The sequence below is a fragment of the Paraburkholderia sp. J76 genome, from assembly GCF_905220295.1.
Classification (GTDB): Bacteria; Pseudomonadota; Gammaproteobacteria; order Burkholderiales; family Burkholderiaceae; genus Paraburkholderia.
Map to the genome: position 1 here is coordinate 205,503 of NZ_CAJMZJ010000002.1, position 13,955 is coordinate 219,457.

Consider the following 13,955-nt stretch of genomic DNA (forward strand, 5'->3'; position numbering starts at 1 on the left):
TCCGGAGGAGAGTCACGCGATCGTCAGCGCGCGGGCCGGGTCGAGCCGGACCAGTTCTGCCTGCAACTCACCGATACGGCGTGTGAGCGCGGGCTTGTCGGCGTCCTTGCGGTTGCTTGCCGCTTTGAGCGCACGTAATAGCTGGGACTTGAGCTCGAACACGAGAGAAGGCTCCCAGCGCACGAGCGGCAGGGATTGTGCGGCGGTATCCAGCTCGACCAGCAACGCTACGGCCGTATCCGCGCGCCCTGCGTGATCGGCGAGACGCGCCATCACGAACCGCTGCAGATAGCGGTGACGCTCGGTCCTCATGCCCGGCAGCGCTTCGAGCCACGCGAACGCGGCTTCAATGCCCTCGCGCACGGCTAGGTCCCGCGCCTGCGCCTCGATCTCCGGCCAGTCGCCGGCGCTCTCCTGCGTGCTGTCCGCGGATACCGGCAGGGGCGCGACGCCCTCTCCCGCTTCGAGGTCGCGCACCACGGCGTGACGCGCAATCCATTCGAGCGTCGTATCGTCGGCGAACGGCGTGCCGTCGCTGAACGACAACCGCTCGATCCCGGGCAACCGCTCGAGGAAGAGCGCGAAGTCTGCACGCAGCAACTCACGCCACGCGCTGTAGGGCGCGCCCAGGTGGTCGAGAGCCGTATGCTGGAAAAACTGCAGATCGAACCAGAGATGATTGACCCCTTCCATGAACGTGCCCTCGACACGTTCCAGCAGCTCATTCCACTGTTTTTGCAGCACGAGCCGCTTCATCTGCTGACGCAATTCGGCGCGCGGAGCCGTGAGCCGCGTGTGCGACGCGGCATTCGATGGCGGCACCTCGTGCAACGTATCCCAGCGCACGGTGCGCACCAGCCGCGCCGACGGCAGATAGCCATTTTCCTGGTCGTGCAGCCACATCGCCATCGTACGGGCCTGATCAAGCAGATCGCGTGTCGACGCGATCGTTCCGGTCGATGGGGTCCCCGCAGCGGACGGCGGGGGCGCCGAAATCGCCTCTTCGCCAGAATCCGAACCGCTCTTGCGCTCGAAGCGCGAGACAAGCGGTTGCAGGTTGGGTCGCGCCGCTTCGGGCCAGGCGCCCGTGAGCGTCACCAGTACGTCGAGTGCGGCGAGCGCGCGCTCGAGGTCGTCAGACGCGAATTCGCCGCGGCTGTCGAGGAGTTCCATTACGCGCGTGGTTGCCAGCATTTCGAGCGCGCCCCTCTTCGCCTCGGCGCGCGCGGGCAACACCGCATCGCCAAAACGGTCGATGAGCGCGGCGGCAAGCTCCAGCCCGTCCGCGAAGCCCGCCGGTCCATCCTGGCGCAGCCGCGCAACCGCGTAATAACCCGCAAGACGCAGATCCTTGCCGGTCTCCTTCAAAAGCTGCTCGCAGGACCGCACGATCAAACTCTCGTCGATATCCGAGAGCTTGCTCGCCTCGTCCTTGAGGGCGAAGAATGCATCCTCGTAACCGGGATCGCGACCAACGCCGGTCTCACCCGCGAGCGGCTGCAACCACGGCGCCCATGCATCGAGGCGCGCGCGGACGAGTTCGCCGGCATTCTCGCGCGCCGGGAAAAGACTTCTGAACAGTTCGCCGAGTTTCATTGGGCCTCCGGCACGGAACCGTGCGGCAATGGCATGGCTGCCTGTTTTGCCGCGGCGAGAGCCGCTGGCGGCAACGGCGGAGGACTGCTCGCGGCGACTCGGGGACCCGCCTTCGCGCCGCTACCCGAAAAGATCCGGGCGGGCAGCGTGAAATGGCGTAGCTGCAACACGCCAAGCGGACCCGCACTGCCGTCGCTGCGTAGCTGGACCTTGAGCGGGATGCCTTGACTCGAGTCCGGTGTCCACGTCAGCAGATAGCGGGCATTGTCCTGCTGGGACACCTTCGCACGCTCCAGCAAACGGATGGGTCCGAAACGCCCCTGCGCGTCGAGCGCCGTGCGCAAGCCGCCCTGCTCCGTCTGCCATTCGATGTGGGACAGGTTATCCAGCGACTGACCGGGCCATTCGAACGCCGCCCATTCTTCCCGCTGGTTGAAGTAGTGCAATTCGTTGTTCGAGAACACAATCCGCATGTCCGTAATGCCGGGTGTCGCGACGCCGCGCAGATCAAACCGGATATGCGCGTCGCCAGCGGGAAATAGCACGATCCCGACTCGCAACAGACGGTTCAAGCCGTCGAGGAACCCTGGATCGAGCATGAGCGCGCCGTGATCCGCACCTTGCGCGGCCACCCACCGGTCTCCCTGACGCTCGACGATGCCAGCCAGTTGCGTCGCGACGAACTGCGCAATCACGCCATTGTCCGGGCGCATGAAGCGAACCATGTCGGGTATGGACGCGTCGTTGTCCGAGTCCGCGAATGGATAGCGGCCGCCGAAAGCCTCGTTCCAGTCAGCCACGATCGAATTGCGCCAGATGTCATTCAGGCTAGCCGCCGCAGGCTGTACAACGGCCTGCCAGGTCTGGTTCAGCGGAGCCTGCAGCATCTGGCCGAAGCCCGCCCATTGCTCGCCGAGACTGGCGGCAACACGGCTCGCGTAATCGCGGCTGTCCGCGATGTCGGACGTCTTGCCCTGTAGCACGGACTGCGCTGCTACGCGCGCCATCGCCTCGGTGTCGGCGCTGTTCGCCATTTGTTGCAGCTTCAGACGCATCGATGTGACCCGTTCGAGATAACGCGCAAGACTGAGGTCCGCAGTAGAGGCCATTTGCGCGGCGGCCTTGCCGGTTTGTGCGGGCGCGCCAGTGACGAGGTCGCTGCCCGTCAAACGAAGGATCGGACCGAATGCGACTGCGAGTGGGGCGAGCTGAGGTTGCGCCTGTTTCGACGGATCCTTTTCATTGGCGCCGACAAGCTGTTGCGCCTTGCTGATCAGGGAATCTGAAAGCGACTGGGTCGTTGCGCCCGCACCCGCCTGATACACGACCGCGTTCATGAGCGCGACCAGTGGTGAGCGCTGCGGGTCGCCGAGAAGCGTGAGCTGGTCGGCAGTGGCCGACAGTGTGGGGGCTGATTGCCAGCGCAAACTATTGAGGAACAGTTCCCACGCGCGCGCGTAGTCGTCGAAATAGCGTTGGCGCAATTCGGCTTTCAGGCTCGACGGCGCCTGGTTGCCGGATTTCACGTCCGAGAGCACCCAGTCGCCAGCTACGTTACCCTGCGCGCTCGCCTCGTCGATCGCCTTCGAAATGCGCTGCTCCCAGGCGTCGCGCGTGAAGATGCCCGGGATTGTCTGAGTCGTATTGAAAAGACCGCGACCCGTGGTATCGCCGAGCAGTGTGGCCAGCGATACGGGCGGGTATTTTGGTTTGGCGTCGTCGAGGATCTGCTGGTAGACGGCATCCGTCGAATTCTGGATGCCGCGCACGCCGATGATCGTCTGGCGCGTCGCCGCGACCAGGGCGCTATCTGCCGTAATGGCAAGCGCAAGGCCGCCGGTTGGCGTTTGCGGGCCGATGTGATTCGCCAGGAACGCGATGGTGTGCTGACGCAGATCGTCCCATGTCCCCGATGTAACCGGCGAGTTGAACGGACGTGCCGGAACGGCGGTCGCGAGGAGCTGCGGCGTCAGGAAGGAAGCCGCTGCCCGCTCGGGTTTCGCGAGCATCAGATAGGCCTTGAGCGTGTCGTACGCGGCCTGTGCCTGCGCGCTGCCTCCGCTCGCGATTTCCTCGTCGGACATGGAAGCGAGTTGGCGCAGTCGGTCCTCGAGCTTCTGACGGATCGGGCTCACGAGGATGCGGCCCGCGGCATCGGCATAACCGGGCCTGAGTGCGGCCAGCAGCGTGCTGTCCTGATTCAGGCCAAAACGTGTTGGCCATGGCGCGCCTTCGCGTTGACGCACTTCGAGCGTATCGATCTGTTTGTCGAGGCTGTCCAACGTTTGTATTGCCTGCGTGGGGTTCTGCGGGCCAGCGAGTTTTGTGATCGTGTTATTGGCGGCGGTGATCGTTGCGCGATTCGAGAAACCCGACACCATGGTGCCTACTGTCCAGAGGCCAACGGCGGCTGTCGCGATCCACGCGGCGGTCGTCGAAAATGAAAAACCGACGCGACGGCCATGTACCTTGCGACTGTGGTCCGCGATGGTTTGCCAGATCGTGAGGTGCTGGGGGTCGATGTGCTCCTCTTCGTCGTCCTTGCCGTCGCTCTTTTGCTTGTCCGTTGGGGGTGCCAGTTCCCGCGCCTTGAAAAGCTGTGCGAACAGGAGGCCGTGCACAGCATAGCGCCAGCGTTCGGCCGTGTGCAGGACGAGTGCTGACAACGCGCCGCTAACGCCTTCTATATGCTGGGAAAGCTCGGCTGGATAACGATCGCTGTTGTCCGCGGCAAGGCGCGCAACGCCAACGTCGGCGAGCGTGCGGGTGAGGTTATCGAGTGACGCGTCAATATCGCTTGCATTAGCGCGGGCGCTCGACCAGGTGAAGCCGATAGCCTCATCCGGGCCTGTCGGCTCGGTGCCGAAATCCGTGACGTTCAGCAGGTAGGCGGGTGCTGCCCAGCGCAGTGCGCGGGCGTGGCGTGCGAGGCGCTGGCCCGGTTCGTCGTTGTCGAACGGCGATTTGTTCGAGATGCGGTTGCGCGTGACTGCGACGATGGCGTCAACCGGCCGGCGGCGCATTCTGCGAATCTGGTCAAGCCAGTCGGTATCGATGGTGGTGCTCGTCTGCCGGGCATAGAGCAGAACGGTATTCCCCGTGAGCGCGTAACCGGTGTCGACAAGACCCGGCGCCAGACGTTTAACGAGAGGCAAATCCCCAGCCACGACGATCCAGCGATCACGATAGCGCCAGCGCCGACCGTACCGATCTGCCAATTGCTGCGTCAACTGGGCGCAACGACTGCCAGATTCGCCGGATTTCGCGGTTCCCGTGTCTGACGCCCAAGGGCGCGCGTGGTCTGAAACCCACTTCTTTACCGCTCGCCACGCAACTGCAGGTCGAGATGAATCTTCGAAACTGAAGACCAGCAGGAGCAGAATGAATACAACACACAGTAATGCAATGACCACCCCTCGGTCAGCCGGCGCAATGCCAACCCAGCCAGGCTTGTTCCAGACGAGCAGTCCGGGCAAGACAACGAATAGTATGGCCCCAAGAAGGTCAAGTTTGAATTTCCGGTTCATGCGGAAGATGTTTTCTTATTGAAGTCTCATCACTTGCAGCCACGACGGAGAGAACCGTATGGTCTGCCAGACGCTGTGCAACTAGCTGCGGCCTTGCGGTTGTGGCTGCCGCCTGAGCGGCACAGGCAACCGCAAGCCACGCGGCAGATGGCCCAGCGTTCCCCGCGCTACGATCAAGGTCGAATTCAGGTAGCGCGTCCTCACGTGGCGCCTTCTCACCTATGTGAATCAGCGACGCGTGCAGTGGTCCTACTGATTCCCCGTCGAATCCCGTCATCCAGGCTGAACCGACTTGCCGCACTCCAGCGTTGCCCCAACGTAAACTGGTTGTCAGCGCATGGTCGAGATCGGCTTGGTCGGATCGAACAGGACGGTGAATCGCTGCGGCTGGATTCAGCTTGTGTCTTTCAGCAATTGCAGCAGATGCCAGCAGAAGGGCAACGCCCGCCTCAGTTGAGCCGTGAGGAGGATTGGCGTCGAGCATAGTGCTCAATGCAATCGAAACGAGCAGGACTGCGTGCGTGCTCAGCAATCCATTCTGCTCGTCAAGCCAGGTATCCACCGCCATCAACTCGCTCGTTCCTTCGGCTAGCGATAATTGCACCGCACTACGCTTGTGGGCCTGCCATCTATCCTTCCACAGCCTGAGTGCATCGATTTCGCCGATATACCCCGACAGTTCGAGCCGGACACGCAATCCGAGTTCGACAGGAAGCGCGGCCAAGGGTGTTGCCAAATCCGTCAATATCTGGTCGAACAGCCACTCCAGGACTATTGCATGACGTTCGGCATCGTTAGCCGCGAGTCGCGCTTCCAGCAGATCCAGCCATCGCGCCGATACCGACTCGCTTTCCTCGTGAACGGATGTCTGTGCACCAAGCGTGAGCGAACCGTCGGCAATTTTCGCAAAATCGGCCGCCCCATCAACCCCCGTTACGTGGATAGATGAACCCAGAACAAGAACGGGAATACTTTCTCGATCGAATTCCCGCTCGATGTACTCCTTGCTGGCCTTATTCCACTCCTTTACATCGAGCCGACGCCCTTCATAGACGCTATAGCGCCGATTGACCACGAAGGCGCCGAAGCCGACCGGAAAAACAGTTATGGCCGTCCAGAACCACGGAGTATTCGTGGGCTCGCCCGCAGGCCAAAGCAGAAACGCAGCAAACACACCGATCAACGTCAGGACGAAGAACACCACTGTCCAGACGAATCGGGACGGGGGCTCCGGATCAGGCTTCTCCGGTGGAAGGTTCGAGAAATCGAGAGCCATGACTATCGACGCCCACTATTCGGCAGCGACGAAATCAATCTGCAACCGCATTCGCAAAGATCGTTGTGCTGTGCAACCTCCACGCCGTCGTCGAAAGCGCCGGAGGTTGCCGTGGCGATGCGATTGTCGCCATGCTTCGGACAGGTAACAGGGTCGAAAAGTCGCGCAACTGCGCGCCCCATGAAGAAGCATTTTCCCGAACCGCCAGTGACCACCCCTTCGCCAGTATGGCCGTCTCCCACTCGAATGATGCCTGCCACGTTGATGCTCCCTGTTGGTCCGTCGGACCGGGTTGAATACGAAAACAAGCTTTAGATCATGCCCGGGGCGCGCTCACCCGCGTTCATGGTGGCGCTCGCCTTGCTTGCCTGATTGTTGACCTTCTCTTTCAGAACCCGCTTCTTTTCGTCCTTGACGAAATCCGTCGTGCCGAAGGCATCGGTCGCTCGCGTCTGGAAATAGAGCGTCGAAGAAAGGAGATGGTCGTGCCAGCTCGTTAGCATCGTGTCGTGAACCAGCAGGTCAAAAAGCGCCATTACCTTGGCCGGGAGCGGATTTGTCCCCTCTAGCCCGGTCTTCCAGGCTTGCACGAGCGTTTGCTGATCGACCGACATCATGTCCGCCTGAATCATGTCGAGAGCCTGCGAACGGTCAGTGCCCCACGGCTGGACAGTGCCTTTTGCAATCTGGTCCTGCAACTGGTTGGCCGCTTGACGCAATGCCGTTTGTCCGGCTTCGCGCTTGATCATTTCGTCCGATTCACTCTGGATGCGGTCCCAGATGCCGACGACGGGACGCTGCTTTGCGTCGAATGCGGGCTTGAACGACGCAATTTCCTGTTGCTGCGCATCGAGAGCCCGAGCCTGCGCCGCCGCCCACGTCCCAGCGTCGACACCCGGTGCTCTCGCCGCCGCCTCCGCCGCCTGTGCATTCTTCAGAGCCGCAAGGTCCTGCCGATGCCTCGCGTCGAGCGTATCGAACTGGCTGGTGATCGTTTCGCGGAAGGCCGGCGATTGGTAGCGCGTAGCCATCCAGCGCAGAAAAACCTGCATGTGGTCGATGAAATTCAGGCGTGCGGTGTAAGGCACCATCTCGCGGTAGGCACCGATGAGATCCCAGATCTTGTAGCTTTCGTTGCCAGTTTTGATGGGACTGGCGAGGGTGAACTTCTGGAAGGTACCGGGCTTCGCCCTAGCCATATCTTCCATACAATCGACAACCGCCCCGGATGAGAATGCCTCGTTCAGCATGTCACGCAGCACAACCCGCTGCAGTTCAGCGCGCGCGCCCAGTGTGCCCGCAGGCGAGCCACCCGTAATGTCCTCACTCGTGCCAGGATACAGGTACTGGACTCCGCGGGTCTTCTCCAGGCTGTCCAGCCGCTGGCAGAACCGCAATTCGTGGGCCGCCGCAAAATGCACGCAGCGCTCAACCGATTCCGGCACGGCAAGATGCTGGTCGCTGAAATTCTGCTTGATCATGCCAACCACCGGCACCATGCTCAGCAGTTTGTTTTCCTGCATCAGCGATGAAACCGCATCGAGCAATCCCATGAACTTGATCGTGATCGGAATCGGCGTGCCGTTGGTAATTTCCGGATCGCTGAATGCAAGGGCGCCGTCTTTGGCCAACTCGTATTTTTCATTGATCTCGTTCGCGAATGCACGCGCAATCACACATCCACGGTCAGCGCCAAAGATGGACACCTGAATCCGCTGGATCTTTGGCATCTTCAGCTTGACCTCTTTGACGGCCTCCTCTAATTGCGCTTTCGCTGCTGCTATCCTGTCCTCAACGCCTGTGCCAAAAAGGCGTGCCGCCGCACGGCTATCCCGGCACCACGGGATGGAGTCCAGCAAAACGCCAACAAATACGTCCTTGGCAATATCCTCGCCGATTTTCATCGGATTTTCGGCCACGTCGAAAAGCAGCGCGCGGCTCGCTGCGCGTCCGCGGCGAACCCAGCGGTTGTCGCGAGCTATCGTAAGTGCTCGCCCGATGTTGTGACTGCTCTTATCGACCATCTCGTTGAATACCTTGACTACGGGCCGGAATGAGTAATCAGTCAAGGCGTTCTTGAGTTCCTTCTGGGTGGCATCCGTCGGCTTGACGTCAGTGATCTTGTCAATGCCGGCAACCTTCTTAACCAGATCGGTCGCTTTCGCTCCAGCGAATTTCGCACTTTCCTTTAACGTCTTTTCGCCAAGATTTTTGAGCTGTTCGCCTTTGGCATCGTCGTTAAGTGGTGTCCCGAGTCCGGAATAATAGAATCTATACCAGAAGTGGTTTGGCGTACTATGGCGACGATCATCCTTGTTATCTCGATGCGCTTCCCACAGGCGACAGATATTGGAATATCTTGACGTCGTCCTGTCATCAAGGTCCCGGCTACGCCCAAATCCATCAAAAAAGAAGCCTATATGAACCACCGCACCACAAGGAATGCACTGATCCTTCGGATACGCAATCTGACTTAATGCAAGTGCCCGCTTAACTTCCACCGGTGTTTTGTCCGCCGGATCCAGCTGAACTTCTTTACCCATGATCGATCTCACTAAAAATATTCTGAAAAAATCTAAGCTTTGGCAGCGTTGATTTCGCGGACGACAGACGCAGGGAGTGCCTGTATCGCCTTTCCGAATGCACCAGGCGTTGCCTTCGTGGATTCCAGAATTTTTTGGATCGAAGGGTTCTGGTCGAAATCCTTGTTGATCAGATATAAGTAACAGTACTGTTCCAGATCCGTGCTATCCGTCAGCCCGTACTTTTTCCACCCTTCTGCGGAAATTTTCGCGACACGGCGAAGGATGACGAATTCATCATCGTCATCTGGATTTACCAGAGTTCCATGTTTCTCCAGCAACAAGTACTTGACCTCAGAATAGTCGATCCGGCTGCCGTGAAAGTCCGTTCGCAGTTCGAACTCAACGTGGTTATCAGGGTAGAAATGTGCGGCCAGAACAACTCTGCCCGGCTTCATCCTTATCTTGACTGGTTTCATCGTGACGTTCGCTACATGATGAATCTCCTTGAGGGGAGCATAGATATTCTTTATAGCTTCGTCGGCATCGTACGCATTCCATTCGACAGTAAATTTAGTTCCCTTCAGTTTATAGCAGCAACTCAGGCTCCCCTCTCCACTGCCAGGCGGGAGATCACCGCCACCGCTCGCGCTGTTGCCGTACTTGTCACGGATAGTAAATTCACTGAGATTCAAGGGTATATAGTTGAATCCTTCAACACTCAGACCGCTGTACACCGGCTCGGCAGAGAACACATTGCACTTCGCAACCGCCAGTGCTGCCATCAGGCCAAGTCCCAGCCACTTCCAAACACGAAAATTCGCCATTTCACGGACCTCGAGAGCGCGTCTAAACTAGATTTTTCTGGGCCTTTATTTCCTGGACGACAGACGCAGGCAAGGCCTGCATCGCCCTCCCGAATGCGCCAGGTGTTGCCTTTGCGGACGCGAGAATTTTCTTGACCGAGAGGTTTTTTTCGAAATCCTTGTTGAGCAAAAAGAAGTAACAATATTGCTCAAGATCCCCGCTATTTGTGAAACCATACTTCAGCCACGCATCAGCCATAATCTTCGAAAATTTTCTAAAATTAGCCGCATACACCATTTCGTCATTGAAAACCTCGGGATCAATTAACGACTTTTTCGTGTCCATGAGCCAACCCCACACTTCGCCGTAATCTATCCGGGTTCCTCCAAGATCGCTTCTAAATTCGGCCTCGACATGCTCGTCCGGATAAAAATGAACTCCCAAAATTACTTTTCCCACATGATGCGAAACCTTCGTCGGAGGAATTTTAAATTTTGCTACGTAATGCGTCTTTTTTATAGGCCCATCGTATATATGCTTTATGGCCTCGTCAGCATCATATGCATCCCATTCCACAGTAAACTCAGTTCCCTTCAGTTTGTAGCAGCAACTCAAGCTCCCCTCGCCTGCTCCCGGCATGAGATCACCACCACCGCTTGCGGTGTTACCGTACCTGTCGCGAATCGTGAATTCACTGAGATTCAAGGGCATATAGTTGAATCCCTCCACACTCAGGCCGCCGTACACCGGCTCCGATGAAAACACGTTGCTTTTTGCAACAGCCAATGCTGCGACGAAGCCAAGTCCCAGCCACATCCAGACTGTGCGATTGATCATCGTGAGATCGCTCCGTTTTCTGTATTCGCATCAGGGGCAGGCCGCGCATTAATGGAAAAGCCAGCCTCACTGCAGACTTGCTGCTTCGTGCAGTACCTGAGATTCAATGTCACGTAAGGCGTCACGAAACGAAATCGAACCGCTCATCGCGCGGCCGAGTCGCTCCTGAATCACGGGGTGATCGTCGAATCTGGGCGCAATCACAATGCCTGTTGCGACGTAGGTCAGGATGTCGTCCCCATCCGTAACACGGTATTTCGACGCACGCTGCAACTGGACGCAAACGAGTTGGTAGAGGTTCCGGTCCGTGCCGGAGTCAAGCGCCGATCCATACATATCTCGAAGCTGCATAACGAGCTTGTCCGCGTGACCTAAACGGTACAGGTCTTGATGTTGTTCCGCGGATAGGATCTGCTCGTCGGCAACAACAGCTGATCCAACGTCGCTGTTCGCCCAAATAACATCATTCAGATCACGATCGCGATACCAGATCTCAATGCAGGGTGATACAAACGCTTGTGCCTGATCCTCCCTCCAGATCGCCCTCAAACGTTCCAGGATCCGGTTGTCGTAAATGTGCAGGAAGTACTTGCGCTGGTCTGGCGTTGCATACTGGCTGTGGTAGCGCAGATGCCGGCCCAACGAAGCGAGCGCTAGCGGCGACCAGAACCACGTCAACATGTTCAGGTTGTTCGCCTCACGATACAGGCGCTGGACCAGCCGGCTTTGCATATCCCGGCGGTCACCGAGCGGGAGTTGATCAATTTGTACGAGGTACGGCGCGATATCCGTGTATGACTCGATGACCGTGTCCTGCCAAAGGGAAACCCACTCGAGGCGCGGAACTTGCCGTAGAAGTTTGTCAATGCCCGGGTTCGCACGAGAATCGACGAGCAGATACAATTGAGCTATCTCATCGCAGTACGACATTTGCTCGAATTTCCCCAGCAAACGCTCCCGCCACGTTTCCCAGGCGGACTCCATGTCATCTGTCAAAATCGGATTGTCCGCGTTTTGCATCATGCGACCTCCGTCATGGCTTCCACGCCACGTTGGGCGTCTATCAGACATTCCTTGCACGGCCCAATGGGCATGACGGGCAGCGAAAGCGGTAGACTGCCGGGGCCAGTCCAGTTGAAGCTTCCACACTTGAGCTGAATGTCCCCCGGACACCCTAGTTCGATGTTGCCGTTGTCGATCTTGATATAAGCTCCGCCGCTCGATAGCGTCATGGCCCCTTTCGAAGCGGCAGTGAAGGAGCCATCGGTACTGGAAAAATTCATGTCCTTCGACGATGCCAGCGACATTGCGCCGGTGCGAGCCTGCATCACGACGTCCTGTTTCGCGGCTACGAATTTCATCCCTCGAGCCTGTGAGAACAACGCCACCTGACGTGCGGCCGCGACAGTGAAATTCTGCATGACCCCGACGTCAAAGTTGCCTCCCGCTGTTGCGATCAGGTTTTGGTCCCGATACCAGCCGGCCCACTAAGCAGAATGGCTGCTCGCTTGAGTCCATTGAGCGTTTCCGCGTAGAAGTCCTTCTGCTTTTGCAGTTCCGCGACCGTCGCCTCGGCAGCCCTCACCGCATCGGCGAGTGACTCCATGTGTGCGATGGCGCGTTCCAGCTGTTCACTAGCAGCGGCCATGTCAAGCTGTTTGCCGGCTGCACCGGGTTGAGCTTCCGCGGTCAGAAGCATGCCCTTGGCCCCGCGGGCCGCTACGTGCTCATCACTACGCAGTTCCGCTCCCCGCCCCCGCTCCTTCCGATCCCCATCAACCATATGCCCCAGATTAAGCTCACTAGTCTGAAACGGCGTGGTCAGGTGGATATGCTCAATCCCCTCCTTGTCCTCCATCCGCAACTCATTCTGCGCGGCCGTGCGGATAAGATTTCGCGTGTTGTTAAGATTATTGACAAGATCGGGGTGCAAGCTGTCGTGCATCGCGCCGATGATGATCGGACGATTAGGGTCTCCCGCAGTAAACTCAAGCGCGACTTCCGCCGAGTCGATCAACGGGAAGTGATGGCCATAGTTATCGCCGCTATAAGGCTTGGCAAGCCGCACAGGCCGGCTTGTGCCACCAGGACTCCATTCGTCCAGATCGAACGGCAACCTAACGACATACCAGCCCTGCTCGGTCAAATACGAATACTTGTAATTTCCCGGCGACGTAATCCGGGCGGGAAGGATGCCAGTGATGATCTGAGCTTTGACGGCGGCCATCGGCGTCCGCCACACGCGGTCGGACGGAATACCCTCGAATGTCACCCGATACGACTTGTTACGCGCGCCGTGCGATCGCACCGAAGTGATGAAAATCCCGTGTTTCGCATCAACCTGAACCGGATCGACCTTCATGACCTCACCGGCTTCGAGCCAGAACGGATTGCCCATCCCCGTGAAGATCACCTGGCCTGCAAGATGCGCCTCATGACGCAAACGCGCAATGTGTTGACCTTCCTCAGGCGTCTCGTAGTGTTCGCCCCAGTGATAGTCGATCGCGTTCGTTGTCGTGTCGCCTCGCGCTGCGTTTTCCTCGACCAGCAACGATACATCCGCCTGACGATGGTTATAATCATGCAACCGCACCGCTTCCGGCACGCGACGGGTACGCCGCGTGAGCGTCTTGAGTGAATCAGCCCCCGCATTGGCGAGGCCCGAATGGCGACGATACGGCACCGTGCGCTGCTTGCGCGAATACGCGTCTAGATCGTCACCGAACACCATGACGGCGTAGTCCTTCCTCTGCTCCCAGCGAAACCAGATACCCTCTTCCGCGCAGATGCGCTGGATAAACGCGAATATGGTCTCGTGATACTGCGTGACATACTCGTGCCGCTTGTACTGACCGCGCAGATTGAACACAAAATCAACGCCGGCCCGATAGCCTTCGTGCCGAAGCGTGTCGGTGACGATTTCCTGAACCGACTGCTTCTGGAACAGACGGCTCGTCACACCGCGATTGAGGTCCGCCAGCTTCGGCTCGAAGCGCACGCGGTAGCGCGTCTCATCGGCGGACGTTTCCATCTCGTCGAACTTCGTGATGATGCCGTGAATGGTGTACGCCGGCGGCTTCTTGCTGAACTTCTCTGCGTTGTCGCCGTACATCCGGCGAAGATCATCGAGATTCGGATCAATGGGATCGATCACGAACCGCGCCGGTCGTCCGAGCACCTGATCCATCGGGATACCGGCCGTCGGGCTTGTGAATTCAATCTCGTACCTGTATAGCTGGCTGACCTTGTCTTCGCCAACAAATTTCAGGATCGAGAACGGCGCGGGCTGCGGCGCCAGCTTCAATTCATAAGCCTGCAGAGGCATGACCATCGACATCGAAATTCTCCCCGACACACCATGACGGCAAAAACTGCCAGGGCGCCCAACGC

At 58.6% G+C, this 13,955-nt stretch carries 8 protein-coding genes and 1 pseudogene; all 9 read right to left on the reverse strand.

What is annotated here, in order from left to right:
- Positions 1-12: 12 nt before the first annotated feature.
- The 9 genes and pseudogenes from tssA to U5768_RS04520 all read right to left on the reverse strand — a co-directional run bounded on the left by tssA (position 13) and on the right by U5768_RS04520 (position 13,902).
- Entirely contained in the window at positions 13-1,596 is a 1,584-nt protein-coding gene (tssA, locus tag U5768_RS04480) for a type VI secretion system protein TssA (RefSeq protein WP_322029176.1), read from the reverse strand.
- Complete coding sequence (locus U5768_RS04485) at positions 1,593-5,123, reverse strand: ImcF-related family protein (protein WP_322029177.1); 3,531 nt, start codon at positions 5,121-5,123, stop codon at positions 1,593-1,595. The genes tssA and U5768_RS04485 overlap by 4 nt, the downstream gene beginning before the upstream one ends.
- Positions 5,101-6,399: a hypothetical protein gene (locus U5768_RS04490; RefSeq protein WP_322029178.1), complete on the reverse strand. Its 1,299-nt coding sequence runs from the start codon at positions 6,397-6,399 to the stop codon at positions 5,101-5,103. The genes U5768_RS04485 and U5768_RS04490 overlap by 23 nt, the downstream gene beginning before the upstream one ends.
- Positions 6,400-6,401: 2 nt before the next feature.
- Entirely contained in the window at positions 6,402-6,659 is a 258-nt protein-coding gene (locus U5768_RS04495) for a PAAR domain-containing protein (protein WP_322029179.1), read from the reverse strand.
- Between the two features lie 51 nt (positions 6,660-6,710).
- On the reverse strand, positions 6,711-8,942 hold the full coding sequence (locus U5768_RS04500) for a DUF2235 domain-containing protein (protein ID WP_322029180.1): 2,232 nt from the start codon (positions 8,940-8,942) through the stop codon (positions 6,711-6,713).
- A 32-nt stretch (positions 8,943-8,974) separates the two neighbouring features.
- A complete protein-coding gene (locus tag U5768_RS04505; RefSeq protein ID WP_322029181.1) occupies positions 8,975-9,748 on the reverse strand; it encodes a hypothetical protein in 774 nt (257 codons plus the stop codon).
- A gap of 22 nt (positions 9,749-9,770) precedes the next feature.
- Positions 9,771-10,565: a hypothetical protein gene (locus U5768_RS04510; protein ID WP_322029182.1), complete on the reverse strand. Its 795-nt coding sequence runs from the start codon at positions 10,563-10,565 to the stop codon at positions 9,771-9,773.
- A gap of 66 nt (positions 10,566-10,631) precedes the next feature.
- Complete coding sequence (locus tag U5768_RS04515) at positions 10,632-11,588, reverse strand: DUF4123 domain-containing protein (RefSeq protein ID WP_322029183.1); 957 nt, start codon at positions 11,586-11,588, stop codon at positions 10,632-10,634.
- Positions 11,585-13,902: pseudogene (locus tag U5768_RS04520) on the reverse strand (type VI secretion system Vgr family protein). Before U5768_RS04520 ends, U5768_RS04515 begins: the two are co-directional and overlap by 4 nt.
- Positions 13,903-13,955 lie beyond the last annotated feature (53 nt).

What these genes read in the sequence shown, in the direction of transcription:
- tssA (WP_322029176.1), bottom strand. Translation starts at nt 1,596, where the DNA reads ATGAAACTCGGCGAACTGTTCAGAAGTCTTTTCCCGGCGCGCGAGAAT.
- U5768_RS04485 (WP_322029177.1), bottom strand. Translation starts at nt 5,123, where the DNA reads ATGAACCGGAAATTCAAACTTGACCTTCTTGGGGCCATACTATTCGTT.
- U5768_RS04490 (WP_322029178.1), bottom strand. Translation starts at nt 6,399, where the DNA reads ATGGCTCTCGATTTCTCGAACCTTCCACCGGAGAAGCCTGATCCGGAG.
- U5768_RS04500 (WP_322029180.1), bottom strand. Translation starts at nt 8,942, where the DNA reads ATGGGTAAAGAAGTTCAGCTGGATCCGGCGGACAAAACACCGGTGGAA.
- U5768_RS04505 (WP_322029181.1), bottom strand. Translation starts at nt 9,748, where the DNA reads ATGGCGAATTTTCGTGTTTGGAAGTGGCTGGGACTTGGCCTGATGGCA.
- U5768_RS04510 (WP_322029182.1), bottom strand. Translation starts at nt 10,565, where the DNA reads ATGATCAATCGCACAGTCTGGATGTGGCTGGGACTTGGCTTCGTCGCA.
- U5768_RS04515 (WP_322029183.1), bottom strand. Translation starts at nt 11,588, where the DNA reads ATGATGCAAAACGCGGACAATCCGATTTTGACAGATGACATGGAGTCC.